At 64.4% G+C, this 16,837-nt stretch carries 14 protein-coding genes; 7 read left to right on the top strand and 7 right to left on the bottom strand.

Annotation, left to right across the window (positions count from 1 at the left end; all coding sequences use genetic code 11):
• Positions 1 to 542: 542 nt before the first annotated feature.
• From ML401_RS23565 to ML401_RS23535, 7 genes are all read right to left on the bottom strand, one after another.
• Positions 543 to 749 (bottom strand): hypothetical protein, encoded by a 207-nt coding sequence (locus ML401_RS23565; RefSeq protein ID WP_249132327.1) that lies wholly within the window; start codon positions 747 to 749, stop codon positions 543 to 545.
• 865 nt (positions 750 to 1,614) lie between these two features.
• Entirely contained in the window at positions 1,615 to 1,743 is a 129-nt protein-coding gene (locus ML401_RS23560) for a hypothetical protein (protein ID WP_256438851.1), read from the bottom strand.
• The gene (locus ML401_RS23555) at positions 1,730 to 2,536 is read right to left on the bottom strand and encodes a transglutaminase family protein (RefSeq protein ID WP_285807073.1); all 807 of its coding nucleotides are present in this window, start codon (positions 2,534 to 2,536) and stop codon (positions 1,730 to 1,732) included. Before ML401_RS23555 ends, ML401_RS23560 begins: the two co-directional genes overlap by 14 nt.
• Before the next feature lie 244 nt (positions 2,537 to 2,780).
• Positions 2,781 to 3,785: an alpha/beta fold hydrolase gene (locus ML401_RS23550; protein ID WP_285807072.1), complete on the bottom strand. Its 1,005-nt coding sequence runs from the start codon at positions 3,783 to 3,785 to the stop codon at positions 2,781 to 2,783.
• A gap of 453 nt (positions 3,786 to 4,238) precedes the next feature.
• Positions 4,239 to 4,853, bottom strand: coding sequence for a hypothetical protein (locus ML401_RS23545; RefSeq protein WP_285807071.1), 615 nt, complete (start codon positions 4,851 to 4,853; stop codon positions 4,239 to 4,241).
• Positions 4,854 to 4,895: 42 nt separating this feature from the next.
• Positions 4,896 to 5,321, bottom strand: coding sequence for a universal stress protein (locus tag ML401_RS23540; protein ID WP_194403262.1), 426 nt, complete (start codon positions 5,319 to 5,321; stop codon positions 4,896 to 4,898).
• 66 nt (positions 5,322 to 5,387) lie between these two features.
• Entirely contained in the window at positions 5,388 to 5,924 is a 537-nt protein-coding gene (locus ML401_RS23535) for a histidine phosphatase family protein (RefSeq protein ID WP_285807070.1), read from the bottom strand.
• 92 nt (positions 5,925 to 6,016) lie between these two features.
• Here ML401_RS23535 and ML401_RS23530 point away from each other — a divergent pair, with 92 nt between their 5' ends.
• The 7 genes from ML401_RS23530 (at position 6,017) to ML401_RS23500 (ending at position 16,837) form a co-directional block, all read left to right on the top strand.
• Positions 6,017 to 7,486, top strand: coding sequence for an FAD-binding oxidoreductase (locus tag ML401_RS23530; protein WP_285807069.1), 1,470 nt, complete (start codon positions 6,017 to 6,019; stop codon positions 7,484 to 7,486).
• 85 nt (positions 7,487 to 7,571) lie between these two features.
• Entirely contained in the window at positions 7,572 to 8,084 is a 513-nt protein-coding gene (msrB, locus tag ML401_RS23525) for a peptide-methionine (R)-S-oxide reductase MsrB (RefSeq protein ID WP_211419746.1), read from the top strand.
• A gap of 176 nt (positions 8,085 to 8,260) precedes the next feature.
• Positions 8,261 to 10,519 carry a flagellar hook-basal body complex protein gene (locus ML401_RS23520; protein WP_194403258.1) on the top strand — a complete coding sequence of 753 codons (2,259 nt, stop codon included), beginning with the start codon at positions 8,261 to 8,263 and terminating at the stop codon, positions 10,517 to 10,519.
• 34 nt (positions 10,520 to 10,553) lie between these two features.
• Entirely contained in the window at positions 10,554 to 12,437 is a 1,884-nt protein-coding gene (flgK, locus tag ML401_RS23515) for a flagellar hook-associated protein FlgK (protein WP_212068762.1), read from the top strand.
• Positions 12,438 to 12,457: 20 nt separating this feature from the next.
• Positions 12,458 to 14,341, top strand: a complete 1,884-nt coding sequence (locus ML401_RS23510; protein WP_285807068.1) for a flagellar protein — start codon at positions 12,458 to 12,460, stop codon at positions 14,339 to 14,341.
• Positions 14,342 to 14,412: 71 nt separating this feature from the next.
• A complete protein-coding gene (locus ML401_RS23505) occupies positions 14,413 to 15,198 on the top strand; it encodes a hypothetical protein (protein ID WP_285807067.1) in 786 nt (261 codons plus the stop codon).
• Complete coding sequence (locus tag ML401_RS23500; protein WP_285807066.1) at positions 15,188 to 16,837, top strand: hypothetical protein; 1,650 nt, start codon at positions 15,188 to 15,190, stop codon at positions 16,835 to 16,837. Before ML401_RS23505 ends, ML401_RS23500 begins: the two co-directional genes overlap by 11 nt.

Below are 16,837 nucleotides of genomic sequence, written 5' to 3'. Positions count from 1 at the left end.
TATTGCCCCGTCGCCTTGCGGATGGCTGATGTGTGGCCCGGTCGAGCCGCACGTCACCACAAGACTTGACGCCAGACTGCGGGCGTCAGGACCACACGATTTTGCCGTACGCTGATCACACCGGTCGTGTGCGCGACGGCTCTGCTCACGGTTGCCCGCCCTGCAAAAGCACTTCGCGCCGGTATCATCGGCGTCCACCGCCGCCCGGCCCGCGTTCGTGACGATCGCGATACGCCCCTTGTCCTTGGGCTGGGTTGCCGCGACACATACGCGGTTTCCGAATTTCGGTAAAGCGGAATATTTTCCGCGGCGCGCGTTGACCCATAGCTCGGGCCCGGCGGCAGCGCAAGGGATTGTGGCTGCGCAGCCCTCTTGCTGGGGAACAGTCCCGGAGAAGGGCTCGCCATCGCAAGCAAAAACGCCGCCCGCTTGAAATGAAGCGCAGGCGGCGGCTGATCAGCCCCGGGAGGGTGAGAGTAAAATCCCGATACCAATAGGTCTTTACGCAGAGGGCGTAGGTTCAGCCCATTAGAGATTGAGACCTAAAGCGGGGCCAACAGGCCCGGCGAGGTCAACCACTTGTTGACCTCTCCGGCAACATCGATCTGCCGGGCTTTTCGCAAAAGCTCCGAGCGGCGGATACCAGCGGGCATCCCTTTGGCCTGCTGGCGAAGGTTGAGTGCCTCTTGCGCCAGGCGATATTCGAATGTCGATGATGGTTCTGGGAATCGTCGAGCCAAGATTTTCATGCTCCGCTGCGGGGGAAAGCGGGAGCGCAACTCGCGTTCACACCACCGATAGATGCTACGGGCCGCTCGGCGGTGGCGAGACAATGCGACTTTATCTGCTGGATTGCGAGTGCTTTATTTCGCTTCCGCGCGGGAACTGTCTGTGAAACTCAGCAGCCGCGGCAAATATTCTTCAGCTTCGCGGCGGTTCGTGCGTCTTCCGCAAGAAACGGATCCTTGTCACCTGACGATGAGCTGATGCTCGCTTGGGCGGGCCTCGCTGTTCTTGGAGGAAATGCCGCATCGTAACACGACAGGCGCGCGTTGGTGCTTTCGATCGCACGGCAGTTTGGCTCCGCCGCCACAGCTGCGGTCGTGGATGTGCCCACCACCGCCGCCAGCAAGAGCGCTCTGGTCCATGTGCTCGTTCGGGCCGGCGTCATGCTGAAGACTCCATATTACTTGGTTGTACCCGCCCAAATGGGCCGCTCGCCGGTCCAGGCCGGCAGAGCATCCCATTCGGACCAGCGCATCCTGCGCTCCTCGTTTCCGACCCTCACGAACACGAAGGGAGCATCGTCCCGACCTGTCTTCGAACCCGTGAAAACCGCCGGAACGCCGTAGGCATCTCTGATGATTGCTGTGTTTGCCATTGCCGCCTCCTGTCTCGGCTCGCGTGCTCGCGAGTTGGCCGAAGCGCCGCGCTTGCATTTTGGCGCGGGTCATTGACGGACCGCCCGCCGCTAGAGAACGGCCACGATCGCGATCAGCAGAATGAGGAAAATAGGTACCAGTAAAGGTGGCACGAGCCACTCACGAATGTCGAATTTGACCGACTCGGACATCTGACCGCCTTCTGTTGGGTGGAGGCGGGAGCGCGATGCTCTCAGTCACCGATAACAGCCAAGAAGCGCGCGGTGATGCCAGCCTTGTAGCACTCACCTTGCCAATTAGCGAGATCAATCTCGTCGATCTTGCGTGCAATGACCCGGACGAGCGGCTCATACCAGTTCATCAGTCCACACCTTGAAGCTGATGAGCTCGCCTGGTCCGAAAATATGAACAATCGGAACATCCGCCGCATCGCGGCCTTGGGCGATCAGCACACGGCCGATGCGCGGGGTGTTGTTGCGTGCATCGAAGGTGTACCACCGGCCGCCAAGGTAGGCATCGAACCACCCAGCAAAGTCGCCGGGGGCATGCGGCGGCGGAATGCCGATGTCGCCGAGATAGCCGGTGCAGTAGCGCGCTGGAATGTTCATGCAGCGGCAGAACGCAATGGCGAGATGCGCATAGTCGCGGCAGACGCCCTTCTGCTCGTTGAAGACCTCCCACGCCGTCATGGTCGCCCGCGCGTGCTCGTATCCGAACGCGATGTGATCGTGGACGAAATCGCAGATCGCCTGGACGCGCAGCCAGCCAGGCGCCGTTTTCTCGAACAGCTTCCACGCGATGTCGGAAAGCCGATCTGTTTCGCAATACCTGCTGCCGAGCAGATAGAGCAGGGTGTCCGATGGAAGATCCTCGACCGCGTGCTGCGCGGCTGAAGGCACGATCACATCGGGCAAGCCGCTGTCGCGCACCGTTCCGTCGGCAGTAAGGCGCATGCGGCCGCGGGGCGCAACGATCCGGCTGCACCAGTTCCCGAAGCTGTCGCGGTAAGGCGTGATCGGAACAGAAGGCGAGGTGATGAGGTGATCTGGCACAATAACATCGGATGCCCGCGTGAAATGCGTTCCGACCATCGCGATCAATGGCGTGACTTGCGGGAAATCGTAGACCATTTCGAAGCCGACCCGGATCTGCATGCTTAGGCCTCGGCTCCAACTGCGCTGACTGGAATTGGCCGCCGGATGAGTCGGGTTGGCTCGAACTCAGGTCGGCATCGCTGCGACAGTCCGGTCTGCGGCGTCGCTGAGGAGGAGATGGCTATGCAGCTGACCGAGCGCAATACCAAGTGCGGCAAGGCCAAGGCACGTCCCATCACCATGCCGTGTCCGACCATCCCGAGCGGAGGGCGCGGTGCTCGCCAGCATTCGCGGCGGCCATTGTCTAGTGCAACGTCGCGGCAGCGGCTTCGTCGATGGCCGCCATCAAATCGGGCGTCGCAGATTGATGGACCATATGACCGACGCCGGCGATCCGGTGCAGTTTGCTTTGCTTGATCTCTTCGTGGAGCCTGACCGATTGCTTTTCGATGTCGATCAGACGGTCGTCCTCACCCCCGATGATGATCGTGGGCATCCTGAGCTCACTATAGGTCTTCGCAGCGACAAAAGCCGCCGGGACCATCAAGGCCGCTTCTGCGGCACTGGCACGCATCTGTGCTGGCCGTACAGCCATTGCCTTGGGAAAGTCGGCGAATTTTTCGGGCACTGTGCGCGGGCCGAATAGCTTGCGCAACATCACAGGCCACATCAGCCGCCCGAAGATCGGGGATATCGTGTAACTGATGATATCGCCGAGTCCAGGGATTGCAGGTGCCAAAGAGGCCGTGGCGTCGGTGCGGGCGGTCGGGAAATAATATCCCGACGCCAACACCAATGCTTCGACCAGCGATGGATGCCTGATCGCCAGCGCCACTGCGAGCGACGCTCCCCATGAGTGTCCCAGCACAATCGCGCGCTGAACGCCCAGACGGCCGAGTGCTTCCCTGAACAGATCTGCTTGGGTCTCAGGGGTCCAAACCGCATTGCGGGGCCGCAAGCTATGTCCGAATCCCGGGCGGTCGAAGACGATAACCCGGTAGTTTTTGGCGGCCAGATCAATCAAGCCACTCGACTCGAAGTCCTGGATCATGCTGCCGTTGCCATGAAAGAGCACCAGTGGCCGGCCGTTGCCGCGTTCTACATAGTGCAGACGCACGCCATTGACCTCGATGAACCGCCCCTGTGGCGGATTATCGCGTTGTGCCTTCCTGGCAAGCTGGCGATTGATGAGAGCTGTCCCCAGAAGCACCGCTCCAATTCCAGCAACAGCGGCGAGCGCGGGATATTGCCTTGCGGCACCGAGCCAGTTGGGGACGAGCGAAGGGGAGCGTGTGCGCAGCAAGGTCATGGCAGTACCTCAGTGGGTCTGCACGATGCCTCAGGGCAAAATGAGAAATGTTGCAGGTAATTCAAACGAGGGCGTCGTCCGTTGGTTCCTGTGCGGCGCCCGAATCTGATCGTTCTTGTTGTTACCGCATTTACTCTTAGGCAAAGCGCCGCACCTGCATGCGGGCAGGTTAGCGCCAGTCTGTCGCGGGCCTAGATGCCTAGCCCGGGCCCGGTGTCTCGTCCTTCTTCGGCGATCGCAACGCCGGGGAGGAGAGCCAATCATCCATATGTGCCGCCATCTCGGCCTGCCGGGCCCTTTTCGTTGCAGCTTCCCGCAACGGGCCATGCGGTAGCAGCTTCGCTTCCTCTTTTAGCTTGTAGCCTCTTCGAGGAGGCGCTCATTGAGCGATTTTGTGTGTTTGAACCGGTGACGCTGCATCTGGCGTTCCTTTCCGTGAGGGCGGGAGCGCGATCAGGCATTCTCATCACCGATGATAGCCGAGAGCCGGGCGGCGATGACGGTGAACGTTCCACCGAGGAACTGTTCCATCCTATCATGCTCTACGAACTCGCAGCTGGTGTAGCGCACGACGTGGCCGGCGCTGGAGCCGAGGAAATAGGTGCGCATCGCCGATGCGAGGTCATCCCAGGGACAGCCATAAGCTCGATCATCTTCGGACCTCTCGGGCTTGCGGCGAGGCCGTGTCGCGGCGCCGTGCTGGCGCCGGTGCCGGACGTCGAGCCGTCGCAAGCGCGTGATGACGCGGCCGCCGAGCAGGGTGATGCGCGCCGCGGCCTGTTTGACGATGAACAGGATCGTCGCGACGCGGCTCAGCACGCCGACCAGGATGAGGACAGAGAAGATGTCGATATAGGCGAGGAAGTCGCCGATCAGCATCAGTTCCGGTGGAATCGGAATCCTGTGATAGTAGGCCAGAACGATGATCGCGACGGGGATCAAGGCGATGATCCTCCGCGCGGTCAGCCTGTCCAGCTGCGCAGCCAGTTGGACGACCAGCACCTCCCACAGCGCATCACCGATCGCGAGCGGGACCTCGTAGGTCCATCTTCGCCACCATTGCTTCATGACGCTGCGCTCCATCCGGGCTACGACCGCGTTTGCTCCGAGCTAGTGCCTCACCACCAGCACCGAGCATTTTGCGTAGCGCACGACGTGGCCGGCGTTGGAGCCGAGGAAATAGGTGCGCATCGCCGGCCGGTGCGAGGTCATCACGATCAGATCGGCCTTCATGTGCACGGCTTCCTCCAGGATCTCGTGGTAGATGCCGCCCTGGCGGACCACGCTGGAGATGCGGGCGGGGTCGATGCCGGATTCGCGCGCGACGATGGCGAGCGCCTCCTCCGAGGTCTGGCGCTGCTGCTCGTCGAAATCGGCCGGCACGTATTCGGCCAGCATCACCGGCGTCATCGGCAGCACGTTGAGCAGCCGCACCTGGCCGCTCCAGGTCTGCGACAGCGTGGCCGCGGTCGCGATCGCCGGCTTGGCCAGATCCGTGTCGGCGAGGTCGATGGGCACGAGGATGGACTTGAACATCTGCGCCTCCAAATCTTCAGCCCTTGATCGCACTGCATCAACCGGTCGAGACGGCGCTCGCGCGTCTCAAGCCGATCGAAGCAGCTTGGGGCTGGTGAACAGCACCAGTTTGCCGCGGCGGTAGGCCACGTCACCCCAATCCTTGACGTCAAAGTCGAAGATCGCAATCCCCGAGGTGGGCAGATTGTCGGCGAGCGCCTTGGCACCGGCGGGATCGCCGCCGCCCATCAGCATCAGCGCGGCCTCGTGCATGCCGGGATTATGGGCGACCAACAGCAATTGCCTGGGATTGGCAGGAGCCGTTGCAGTGCGAATGGAGTCCAGGATCTGCGCGGGATCGGCGCCATAGAGTTCCGGCAGGATCTCGACCTCCGGCACCGGGACGCGGTCCTTCATGGCCGCCCAGGCGGTGTCCCAGGTCTGCCTGGCACGGACGGCGTGCGACACCAGCACGGTATCGGGGAAGGGCGGATGGGTGGCGATCCAGTCGCCGATCTGCGCGGCATCCCTATGGCCGCGGTCGTCGAGGCGGCGGTCCTGGTCACGGCCGCTCGGCGCGTCAATCTCTGTCTTGGCGTGACGCAGCAGCATCAAACGGCGCATGTCATTCTCGAATCGTTCCACGTCCAGAATAATCTACAGGTGCCGGTTGAGGACAAGGTGACAGGCGCCCGGTTGGTATCTTAAGAAACGACATGAGCGAGACTTACACAAGCGTGTCCCAGGACGAAGCCGGCTTTCGCGACCGCACACGGCTGTCGTTCGACCTTGACGCCGACATCTGCGTCATCGGCGCCGGGCTGGCCGGGCTCACCATCGCGCTGGAGGCGGCCCGGTTGGGGGCCAGTGTCGCGGTGCTCGAGGGCCGTCATATCGGCTGGAACGCGTCCGGCAACCAGCTCGGCACGGTGATGCCGGGCTTTGCCCTGCCGCTCACTGACCTGATCGAGCGCATCGGCTTCGAGGACGCGCGTGAATTGTGGACGCTGTCGAAGGAGGGCGCAGAGTTCGTCCGGGCCAACGCCACGGAAGAGAACATGCCGGGGATCGGACTGAGCGAGGGTGTGCTGGAGGTCTCCAACGTCGATGCTGGCGACCGGCTGATCAGCCGGTTGCAGATGCTGAACGAGGACTTCGACACCGAGGTCGAGGGTTGGCAGGTCGATCGCGTCCGCGAGGTGCTCAAGACCGATCGTTACTTCCACGGCGTGCATTATCCGAAGGCGTTTCAGGTCGACGGCCGCAAATATGTCCATGGCCTCGCGGCGCTAGCGCGTCGGGCAGGCGCCCGCATTTTCCAGGACACGCCGGTCGTCAGCATCGATCATTCCGGCATCCGCAAGCGCATCGTCACGCCCTCGGCGCGGCTGCGCGCCACCCACATCGTGCTCGCGGGCAACATCCATCTCGGCGCGCCCCTGCGGCGCCTGTCGGAGACGCTGCTGCCGGTCTGGCGCTATGCCGGAATCACCGCGCCGCTCGGCGAGCGCGTGCATGAGATCATCGCCTTCAAGGGATCGGTGATGGACTCCGACGGCGTCGATCATTTTCGCATCGTCGACGGCGACCGGCTGATGTGGGAGAGCCCCGAGACCACCTGGGCTGCGCGTCCGCAGCGCTTTGCGGGCGCCGTCAGGCGGCGGATCCGCACGATCTTTCCGGCGCTCGGCAATGTCGAGGTCACCGACATGTTCGGCGGCGCCACCGGCCAGACCGTGCACGGCATGCCGCAGATCGGCCAGTTGCGCAAAGGCCTGTGGGTGGCGAGCGGGTTCGGCCGCCAGGGCATGAATACCTCGGCCATGGCCGGGCAGATGATCGTGCGGAGCATCCTGTGGGGCGATGAGCGCTGGAAGTTGTTCTCGCCGTTCGAGCTGGTCTGGGCTGGCGGCGCCACCGGACGGGTCGCGGGCCAATTGGTCGGGATCTGGGGCAGGGCGAGTTCCGCAGCCGCAGGCTCGCTTGCCCGGTACCGTGAACGGGCCAGGATCAGGGATCGTCAGCGCGAGGCGCGTCTTGCCGAAGCCAACCGGGCCGCCGGCACCGGTCCGCGCCGCCCGCCGCCCGGCGTTAGGCCGCGGCCGGCCCCGCCGCCGAAACCCGCCGTCCAAGCGGGCGACCCGCCTTCGGAACCGGCCTCCCACGACGCCGGCGTTGCGCGATAAACCGGCGAAAAATTCCGCCCGGACGTGTAACTTCGACCGTTAGAGCCCGTATCTCAGGGCGTGGAGCTCCCGCACGGAGAATGAGATGTTTGATCGCCGCATCCTGTTGACGACCGCCGCCGGCCTGTTCGGCCTTGGGGCCTTCCGCTGGCTCAGAGCAACGCCCGCCGAGGCCGGCGAGAAGACCGCGGAAAAATTCGAGATCACGAAGACGGAGGCTGAATGGCGCGCCCAGCTCACGCCGCAGCAATATGAGATCCTGCGCAATCACGGCACCGAGCGGCCGGGCTCCAGCCCGCTGTTGAAGGAGCACCGCAAGGGCACCTTCGCCTGCGCCGGCTGCGACCTGCCGCTGTTCGCGTCCGAAACCAAATTCGAGAGCGGCACGGGCTGGCCGAGCTTCTACCAGCCGATCGAAGGCAATGTCGGCAAGACCGAAGACCGGGCCTACGGCATGGTCCGCACCGAGGTGCACTGCCGGCGCTGCGGCGGCCATCTCGGCCACGTCTTCGACGACGGTCCGAAGCCGACCGGCCTGCGCTATTGCATCGACGGTTTCGGGCTGGTTTTCCATCCCGCAGCAGCGTCGGCGACGTAAAAAAGCCCCGGCAATTGTTGCCGGTCCCGGCAATTGTGCCCCGGTCGTCAGGCCGGGGCTTTTCGTTAAGCCATTGATTTCTCAGAGATACCCGCATTGGCATGGCCCTTGCGACTGTCTCCCCCGACTGCGGCCATGGTCGACCGGCCGCCGAGATCGGATTTGGAGACAAAGTTATGGGTATCTTCGATGCAATGAACACCTCGGTGGGTGGCCTGCAGGCGCAGTCCTACGCGCTGCAGAACATTTCCGGCAACATCGCGAACTCATCGACTACCGGTTACAAGGGCATCGGCACCAGCTTCGTCGATCTCATCCCCGACTCCTCGGTTCCGAGCAAGCAGGTCGCGGGCGGCGTGACGGCCAATGCCAAGGCCACCATCACCACGCAGGGCACGATCTCGGGCTCCACCGTCGCCACCAACATGGCGATCACCGGTGACGGCTTTTTCTCGATCCAGAAGGCGACCGGCGTCGTCGACAACGTGCCGGTGTTCAGCGGCGTCACCTATTACACCCGCCGCGGCGACTTCCAGCTCAATGCCAACGGCAATCTGGTCAACGGCGCCGGCTATTATTTGATGGGCGTCACGGTCGACCCCAAGACCGGCAACCCGACCGGCAACGTGGCGAACGTCCTCAAATTCCAGAACAACTTCATTCCGGCGCAAGCGACCACCTCGATCCAGTATGCGGCAAACCTGCCGACCCAGCCGAACACTGCAGCGAGCTCGACCGCCACGACGGGGTCGCTGCTGGCGGCTGGCGGCCTCAATCCTTCGGATTTCGCTGCCAACCCGCTTCCGGTCGGCACGCCCCCCGCGCCCTATACCAACAACACCGCTTCGGGCGCCGCGGCCACGGGCAACCTCCGCTCGCCTTATTCTTCGACGACGAACACCGGATCGGTCGCTCTCCAGAACAACTCGGCGGCCGTGGCATCGACGACAACGTCGCTGGATGCCGCCGTCGGCACCCATCTCGCATCGAGCATCCTCACCGCACTGAGCGGTCAGACGCTGACGATCAACGGCAACACGATCACCTTCAACACCGGCAACACCGTCACACTCGGCACCAACTCGACCATCGGCCTGGGCGCCGGCACGCCTGCGACGGTCCAGGACATTCTGACCGCAATCCAGAACGCAGGCGGTGCGGGCGTGACCGCGTCTCTCAACACCAGCGGCAACATCGTGATTTCGAGCGGCACCTCCACGGATGTGGCGGTGAACAGCGGCACCGCGGCCACGGCGCTCGGCATCACCAGCGTGACGCGCGGCGGCAACGTGCTGTCCTCGCCCGCGATCTCGGGGTCGACGCTGCTGAGCGGCAGCGCGACGGCCGGCGGCGCCGAGGTTCTCACATCCGGCTTTTCGGCGGGCCCGCCTGCCGACACGATCACCGTCAACGGCCAGACGCTGACCTTCGTGGCTTCGGGCGCGAGCGGTCCGAACCAGATCAACGTCACCGACAACATCACGACCCTGCTCAGCAAGATCGATGCGCTCTCCGGCGCCACCGGCTCGTCCGTCAGCACCAGCGGTGTGATCACCTTGAACACGGGCACCGTGTCCAACCTGTCGGTGTCGAGCTCCAACAGCGCCGCCTTCGCCGCGCTCGGCTTTACATCCACCATCACCAAGAACCGTAACGGCGGCGGCACCGCGGGCACCGGCGGGGTGATCGGCAACGACATCGCGACCTTCACCAAGGAGTCGATCAGCGGCGGCGCGGTGACCGCTTACAACGCTGCGGGTACGCCGGTGAACCTGCAATTGCGCTGGGCCAAGACCGACAGCGCCTCGCTCGGCGCAGGTCACTCCGACAGCTGGAACCTGTTCTACCAGACCGATCCGAACGCGACCGGCACCACCGTCGGCTGGGTCAATACGGGGCAGGCCTTCACCTTCGCTTCCGACGGCTCGCTGACCACGCCGAGCGGCTCGGGCATCACCATCAACAATGTCAGCGTCAGCGGCCAGTCGCTCGGCTCCGTCGCCTTCAACATCTCGACCGGCGGACTGACGCAATATGCCAGCACGTCGGGCGCGGTGACCATCAACACCATCACGCAGAACGGCTACGCCGCCGGCCAGTTGCGGTCGGTCGCGGTCAACAACAGCGGCCTCGTGGTCGGCACCTTCTCGAACGGCCAGAACCTCAACCTCGCTCAAGTCTCGCTGTCGCACTTCAACGGCACCAACTATTTGAAGGCGATGGATGGTGGCGCGTATGCCGCGACCGAACAGTCGGGTGCGGCGATCGACGGCGCATCGGGGAGCATCAGCGGCTCGTCGCTTGAAGGCTCGAACACCGACATCGCCGACGAATTCACCAAGCTGATCGTGACCCAGCAGGCCTATTCGGCCAACACCAAGGTGATCACGACCGCGAATTCGATGGTGCAGGACCTCCTGAACGTGTTGCGCTGATCGGCGCGTGACGTAACCAAAGGCGGCAAGTAACATGGGTTTGAGTTCAGCCCTCGCCAGCGCGATGAGCGGCCTGCGTGCCAACCAGGCCGCGCTCTCGATCGTCTCCTCGAACGTCGCGAATGCGCAGACGCCGGGTTACGTCGTCCAGACCCCGAACCAGATCGAGGTCACCACGGGCGATTTCGGCTCGACGGCGATGACGACCGGCGTCAGCCGGGAGCTCGACACCTTCGTGCTGAACCAGCTGCGCACCGAGACCGGCGGCAGCGGTTACGCCGACCAGATGGCCAACATCCTGAAGCAGCTTCAGAGTGTCTATGGCACGCCCGGCAACAGCGGCACGCTGGAAACCGCGCTGAACAACTTCACCACGGCGCTGCAGGCGCTGTCGACCAGCTCGGGCGCGTCGTCGGCGCAAACGGTGGCCCTCGGTGCGGCGCAGGCGCTGGCCACGCAGCTCAACGTCACCACCAAGGGCATCCAGTCGCTGCGCTCCAACGTCGAGCAGGATCTCGGCACCTCGGCGCAGGCCGCGAACGCTGCCATGCAGCAGGTTGCCAACATCAACACCAAGCTGCAGGGCCTGTCGGCCAACGACCCCTCGGCCGCGACGCTGATGGACCAACGCGACCAGGCCATCAACACGCTGTCGAAATATGTCGACGTCCGCGTCACCACCGACGGATCGAACCAGGCCAACATCTACACCACGACGGGCATCCAGCTGGTCGGTGCCGGGCTCGCCTCACAATTCACTTTCGCTTCCGCCGGGGCGATGTCTGCGACCTCGCTCTACAACATCGATCCGGCCAAGTCGGGCGTCGGCGCGCTCAATATCGTGCTGCCGAACGGCTCGAAGGTCGACGTCGTCGCCAACAACGTGGTCTCATCGGGCCAGATCGCGGCTGATCTGAAGCTGCGCGACCAGACGCTGGTGCAGGCGCAGAACCAGATCGACCAGCTCGCCGCGACGATGTCGAGCGCATTGTCCGACAAGACCACGGCCGGCAGCACGGTGTCGGGTCCGCCCGCCGGCTTTGACGTCGACCTCGGCGGCGCGCTCCCGGGCAACACCGCCACCTTCACTTACACCGACACGGCCACCAACACCCAGCGCCAGATCACGCTGGTGAACGTGACCGATCCGGCTGCCTTGCCGCTGCAGAATGCGACCAACGCCAACCCGATGCAGATCGGCGTGAACTTTTCCGGCGGCATGGGCGCGATCGCCTCGGCGCTCAACACCGCGCTTTCGACCTCGCATCTCAGCTTCTCTGCCGCGCCAGCGCCGGCGAGCGCCACAACGCTGCGGGTTACGGACGACAATTCCGGTCTCGCCAGGGTCAATTCGGCCTCGACGAGCAAGACCGTGTCGTCGCTGACCTCGGGCAATCCGCAACTGGCGGTGTTCACCGATGGCGGGCAGGCGCTCTACACCGGCGCGATCACCGGCTCGGGCTCGCAGCTGACCGGCTTTGCCGGTCGCATCAAGGTGAACACGCAGCTGACCGCCGACCCCACCAGGATGTCGGTGTACAACACCTCGCCGGTGACGCCAGCGGGCGACACCACGCGTTCGGACTATCTCTACTCGCAGCTCACCAGCGCGGTGTTCTCCTATTCACCGCAGAGCGGCCTCGGCTCGGCCAACCAGCCCTTCACCGGCAGCGTTTCGGGCTATCTGCAGCAATTCCTCAGCATTCAGGCCAACGCCTCAACTCAGGCCACCCAGCTCCAAGAGGGGCAGGGCGTCGTGGTCTCGACGCTGCAGGCCAAGTTCGACTCGACCTCCAAGGTCAATCTGGACTCGGAGATGTCGAACCTGATCCAGCTGCAGAATGCCTACGCCGCCAACGCCCACGTCATGTCGGTGGTGCAGAGCATGATGAACACGTTGATCCAGGCTCAAGTGTAGAAGTAACGGAGCGCTGAAATATGTCGATCAGCAGTATCAATTACTCCTCGTCGGTTCTCGGCTCGCAGATCCGCAACATCAATCAGCAGCTCACCGATCTGTCGACGCAGCTCTCGACCGGCAAGCTGTCGCAGAACTATTCCGGGATGGGCACCAACGAGGGCTTTGCGATCGCCGGACGCGCGCAGCTCTCCAACATCGCCGCCTATACCGACACGATCACCAACGTCAATGTCAGCATCAACCTCGCCAACACCGCGTTGCAGTCGCTGACCAAGATCCGCAGCACCGTGCAGACCGGCGCCGCCAACACCGCGCAGGATCTCAACGTCAACGGCCAGACGATCGCGCAGAACACCGCCGCCGCCCAGTTCGGCTCGATGGTCGGCGTCCTCAACACCCAGACGGGCAACCGCTATCTGTTCTCCGGAACCGCCGTCAACACGCAGTCGGTCGCGGATGCCGGCGACATCATCAACGGCACCACGACGCAAGCGGGCTTCAAGACCGTGATGGCCGAGCGTCAGGCCGCCGACCTCGGAGCCAACGGCTTGGGCCGTCTGGTGCAGACGCAGCCGACGCCGAGCTCGATCCAGGTCTCGGAGGACGTCGCCGGCTCGCCGTTCGGCCTCAAGCTCAAGGCGGTGTCCTCGACGCTGACGGGTGCGACGATCACCGGCCCGAGCGGCTCGCCGGTGTCGTTCTCTGTCGATCTCAACGGCGTCAACCCGAATAATGGCGACAAGCTCAGCGTCCAATTCACGCTGCCGGACGGCACGACCGAGCAGATCGACCTGACCGCGTCCTCGGCGACGCCGACGCCGCTCGGCAGTTTCGCGATCGATGCCAGCACGCCCGTAAACCCGACCAATACCGCGAACAACCTCAACACGGCGCTGAACACCGCGATCACCAAGCTCGCCAACACCTCGCTGGTCGCGGCCTCGGCGATCGTCGCCGGCGACAATTTCTTCAATACCGCCAGCTCTGCGATCGGCACGCCGGTCAACAACCAGGCGGCACCGCCGGCACCGGTCAGCGGCGCGACGGCACTGTCCGGGGCTAGCCCCTCGGATTCGATCTCGCCGGGCTTCGTCGCCGGCGACACCATCACCGTCAACGGCACCACGCTGACCTTCGTGGCCTCGGGCGCGACCGGCAACCAGCTCAATGTCGGCGACAGCATCCAGAACCTGCTGACCAAGATCGACGCGATCACGGGAACGTCGAAGCCCTCGACGGTCCACGGCGGCTCGATCACGATCAGCACCGACGATGCGGCGAGCCTGAACATCAACAGCTCGAACACCGGCGCGCTCGGTTCGCTCGGCTTCGGCGCGACGCCCGTGACCGCCACGCAGCCGCCGCTGCGCGTCGGCTCCTCGCCCGCGAGTTCGGCGACGACGTTGGTCAACGGTTCGGCCAACACCGTGAAATGGTACCAGGGCAATGACGGCCCCGGCTCGGCGCGCTCGACCGCGATGGCGCGGGTCGACGATTCCATCACGGTGCAGTATGGCGCCCAGGCCAACGAGGATGCGATCCGCCGGCAATTGCAGGCGATCGCGGTGTTCGGAACGTTCTCGACCTCGCCGACCGGGCAGTATTCGGGCGGGCAGGTCTCCGCGCTGAGCCAGAGGGTGACGCAGGCGCTGACGCAGCAGGCCGGTCAGCAGCGCATCGAGGACATCCAGACCGACATCGCGATGGCCCAGAACACGATGAAGGACGCCTCCACGCGCCAGACCCAGGCCAAGGCGCAGCTCCAGACCATCATCGACCAGGCGGAATCGGCTTCGCCCGACCAGGTGGCGAGCCAAATCCTGGCGCTGCAGAATGCGCTGCAGGCATCCTATCAGGTGACCTCGAATCTCGCGCAGCTCTCGCTCGTCAAGTTCCTGTAAGGGCGCGTTAAGGCGCCGTTAACCATGCCTCTTTACCTCTTGGTGAGGATTGGAGCGGGGCGGAGCTGCCGATGTCGGACAAGATGCAACTGGTGGTAGCAACGCCGTGCTTCGGCGGGCAGGTGTCGAGCATCTATGCGAGTTCGATCTTCGCGCTTCAGCGTGCCGTGCACGGCATGTCCAATCTCGAGCTCAAGGTGCTGCTGCGCGACGGCGACGCGCTGATCACCCGGGCGCGGGCCAATCTCGTCGCGATGTTCCTGGACGATCCCAAGGCGACGCATTTCCTGTTCATCGACGCCGATATCGGCTTCAAGCCGGAGCAGGTGTTCCGGCTGATCGAATGCGGCGCGGACGTCGTGGCCGGCTGCTATCCGATCAAGCGTGTCAACTGGGACAAGGCCGCGCGGGCGATCCAGTCCGGCAGGGCCGACGTGCCGGCGGCTTCGCTGGATTATGTGCTCGAGATCGAGGATCCCGACCGCATCGTCGTCGTCAACGGCTTTACCCGCGTGCGCTACGCAGGCACCGGATTTCTGATGATCCGGCGCCACGCGCTGGAGGCGATGTGCCGCCATCCGGACTATGCCAGCCTGCAGTTCTTCCGCGAGCATTCGCACGACACGCTGGTCACGAGCCAGAACCGCTTCGCGCTGTTCGAATGCATGATCGATCCGGCGACCGGCACTTATCTGTCCGAGGACTTCGCTTTCTGCAAGCGCTGGACCGATATCGGCGGCGAGATCTGGGCCGACATCCAGAGCTCGCTCGATCACGTCGGACCGTCGGTGTTCCACGGCGACATCGCCTCGCAATTCGCACCCGCGCCCGGAGGGGCGGCGGCCGATGCGGCGTGAGCCTTTCGGGATGAGCGCCGGCGCATCCCGTCTGTCAGAATTCGAACGCGCATCCGACAGCGGTTCGCGCTATCGCCTGCGCGATCTCTTCACGCCACTCGACACGCTGCTCGTTTCCGGCGGAGATCCGCGGCTGGCGCTCGACGCCACGGATCGCGTCAACCTATATGGCTGCGCGGCCTCGCCGGAGCCGGAGCTCTGGAATTTCGCGTCCTCGACCGCGTCGACGATCTCGCAAGCTGGCTATGACCGCGCCGCGTTGGCGCGCGAAGAGCTGGTGCACAAATGCCTGTTCGACGAAGTCGAGGTCGCCTTCGACGCACGTTGCGAGGACATGCGCAGCGAGCTGCGCGGCCACCTCCAGCTGCCGCCGCGCGTCGACATCGTGTTCTCGCCCTCCGGCACGGACTCCCAGCTCCACGCTTTGTTCCTGGCGCGCGCGGTGCTCGGGGCGCCGCCGGTGACGATCGTGGTCGGCGCCGACCAGACCGGAAGCGGGACGAGCCATACCGCTCGCGGGCACCATTTCAGCTCCATGACGGCGAGCGGCCTTGCGGTTCGCAAGGATGGCGCGATTGCGGGGCTCGCCGGCGCCAGTCTTGCGCTGCCGCTGCTTCAGGAGGGGCCCGGGATTGCGATGCGCGGGGAGGCCGATGCCGCGGTGCTGCATGCGGTCGAGGCTGTGATCGCGCAAGGCGCGCCCGTGCTGCTCCAGATCATGGATGCATCGAAGCTCGGCTGGCGCGCACCGAGCGCGGCCTGCCTCGATGAGATCGCGCGGCGTTGGCCGCGCAAGGTCCAGATCGTCATCGACGCCTGTCAGGCGCGGCTCGGCCGCCGCCGGCTGCGCGCCTATCTCGACCGCGGCCATATGGTGCTGATGACCGGTTCGAAATTCTTCGGCGGCCCCGCCTTCATCGGTGCGCTACTGGTGCCGAAGGGCCTGTCGCGCTCGATCGACCGGATCGAGGGAATCGCGCCCGGCATCTTCGATTATGCTGGCCGCTGCGATTGGCCGATGGCCTGGACGGCGCTGCGTTCGCGCTTCGACCGCCGTCCCAATTTCGGTCAATGGCTGCGCTGGGAGGCGGCGCTCGCCGAGATCGGCGGGTATTATGCCGTACCGGGCGCTTTCCGCGCCAGGGTGCTCGCCGAGCTCGCCGCCGGCATCGACAGTATGATCGCGTTGTCGCCGTCGCTTCAACCCGTGCCAACCGTGACCGGCACGGCCGGCGTGGATGACGAGGAATTTGCACAATCTACGATTTTTCCGTTCATGCTGCTGCGCGGTGGCAAGCCGGTCTCGATCGCCGAGACCAATGCCATTCATCAGGCGTTGGCGCGTGACATGAACGAGAAGATCGGCGGCAGTGCGGCAGACCGGCAGGTCGCCGCGCAGCGCTGCCTGATCGGCCAGCCGGTCCGTCTGGAGCGGCCTGACGCGGCACCACAGGCGGTGCTGCGCGTTTGCGTCGGCGCCCGTCTGGTGACCGAAGCCTGGTCGCCTGATACGGCCGAGGCGCAACGCAATGTGCAGCATATTCTCGATCGCATCGCCCATGTGCTGGTAAAGATCGAGCTGCTGCTTGACCGTGGCGCAGTTGCGGCCACGCCGGTAAACTTCGCGTTCGAGGTGTGA

It is taken from the genome of Bradyrhizobium sp. 62B, from assembly GCF_030272265.2.
Classification (GTDB): Bacteria; Pseudomonadota; Alphaproteobacteria; order Rhizobiales; family Xanthobacteraceae; genus Bradyrhizobium.
This window is presented reverse-complemented; position numbering and strand designations above follow the sequence as displayed.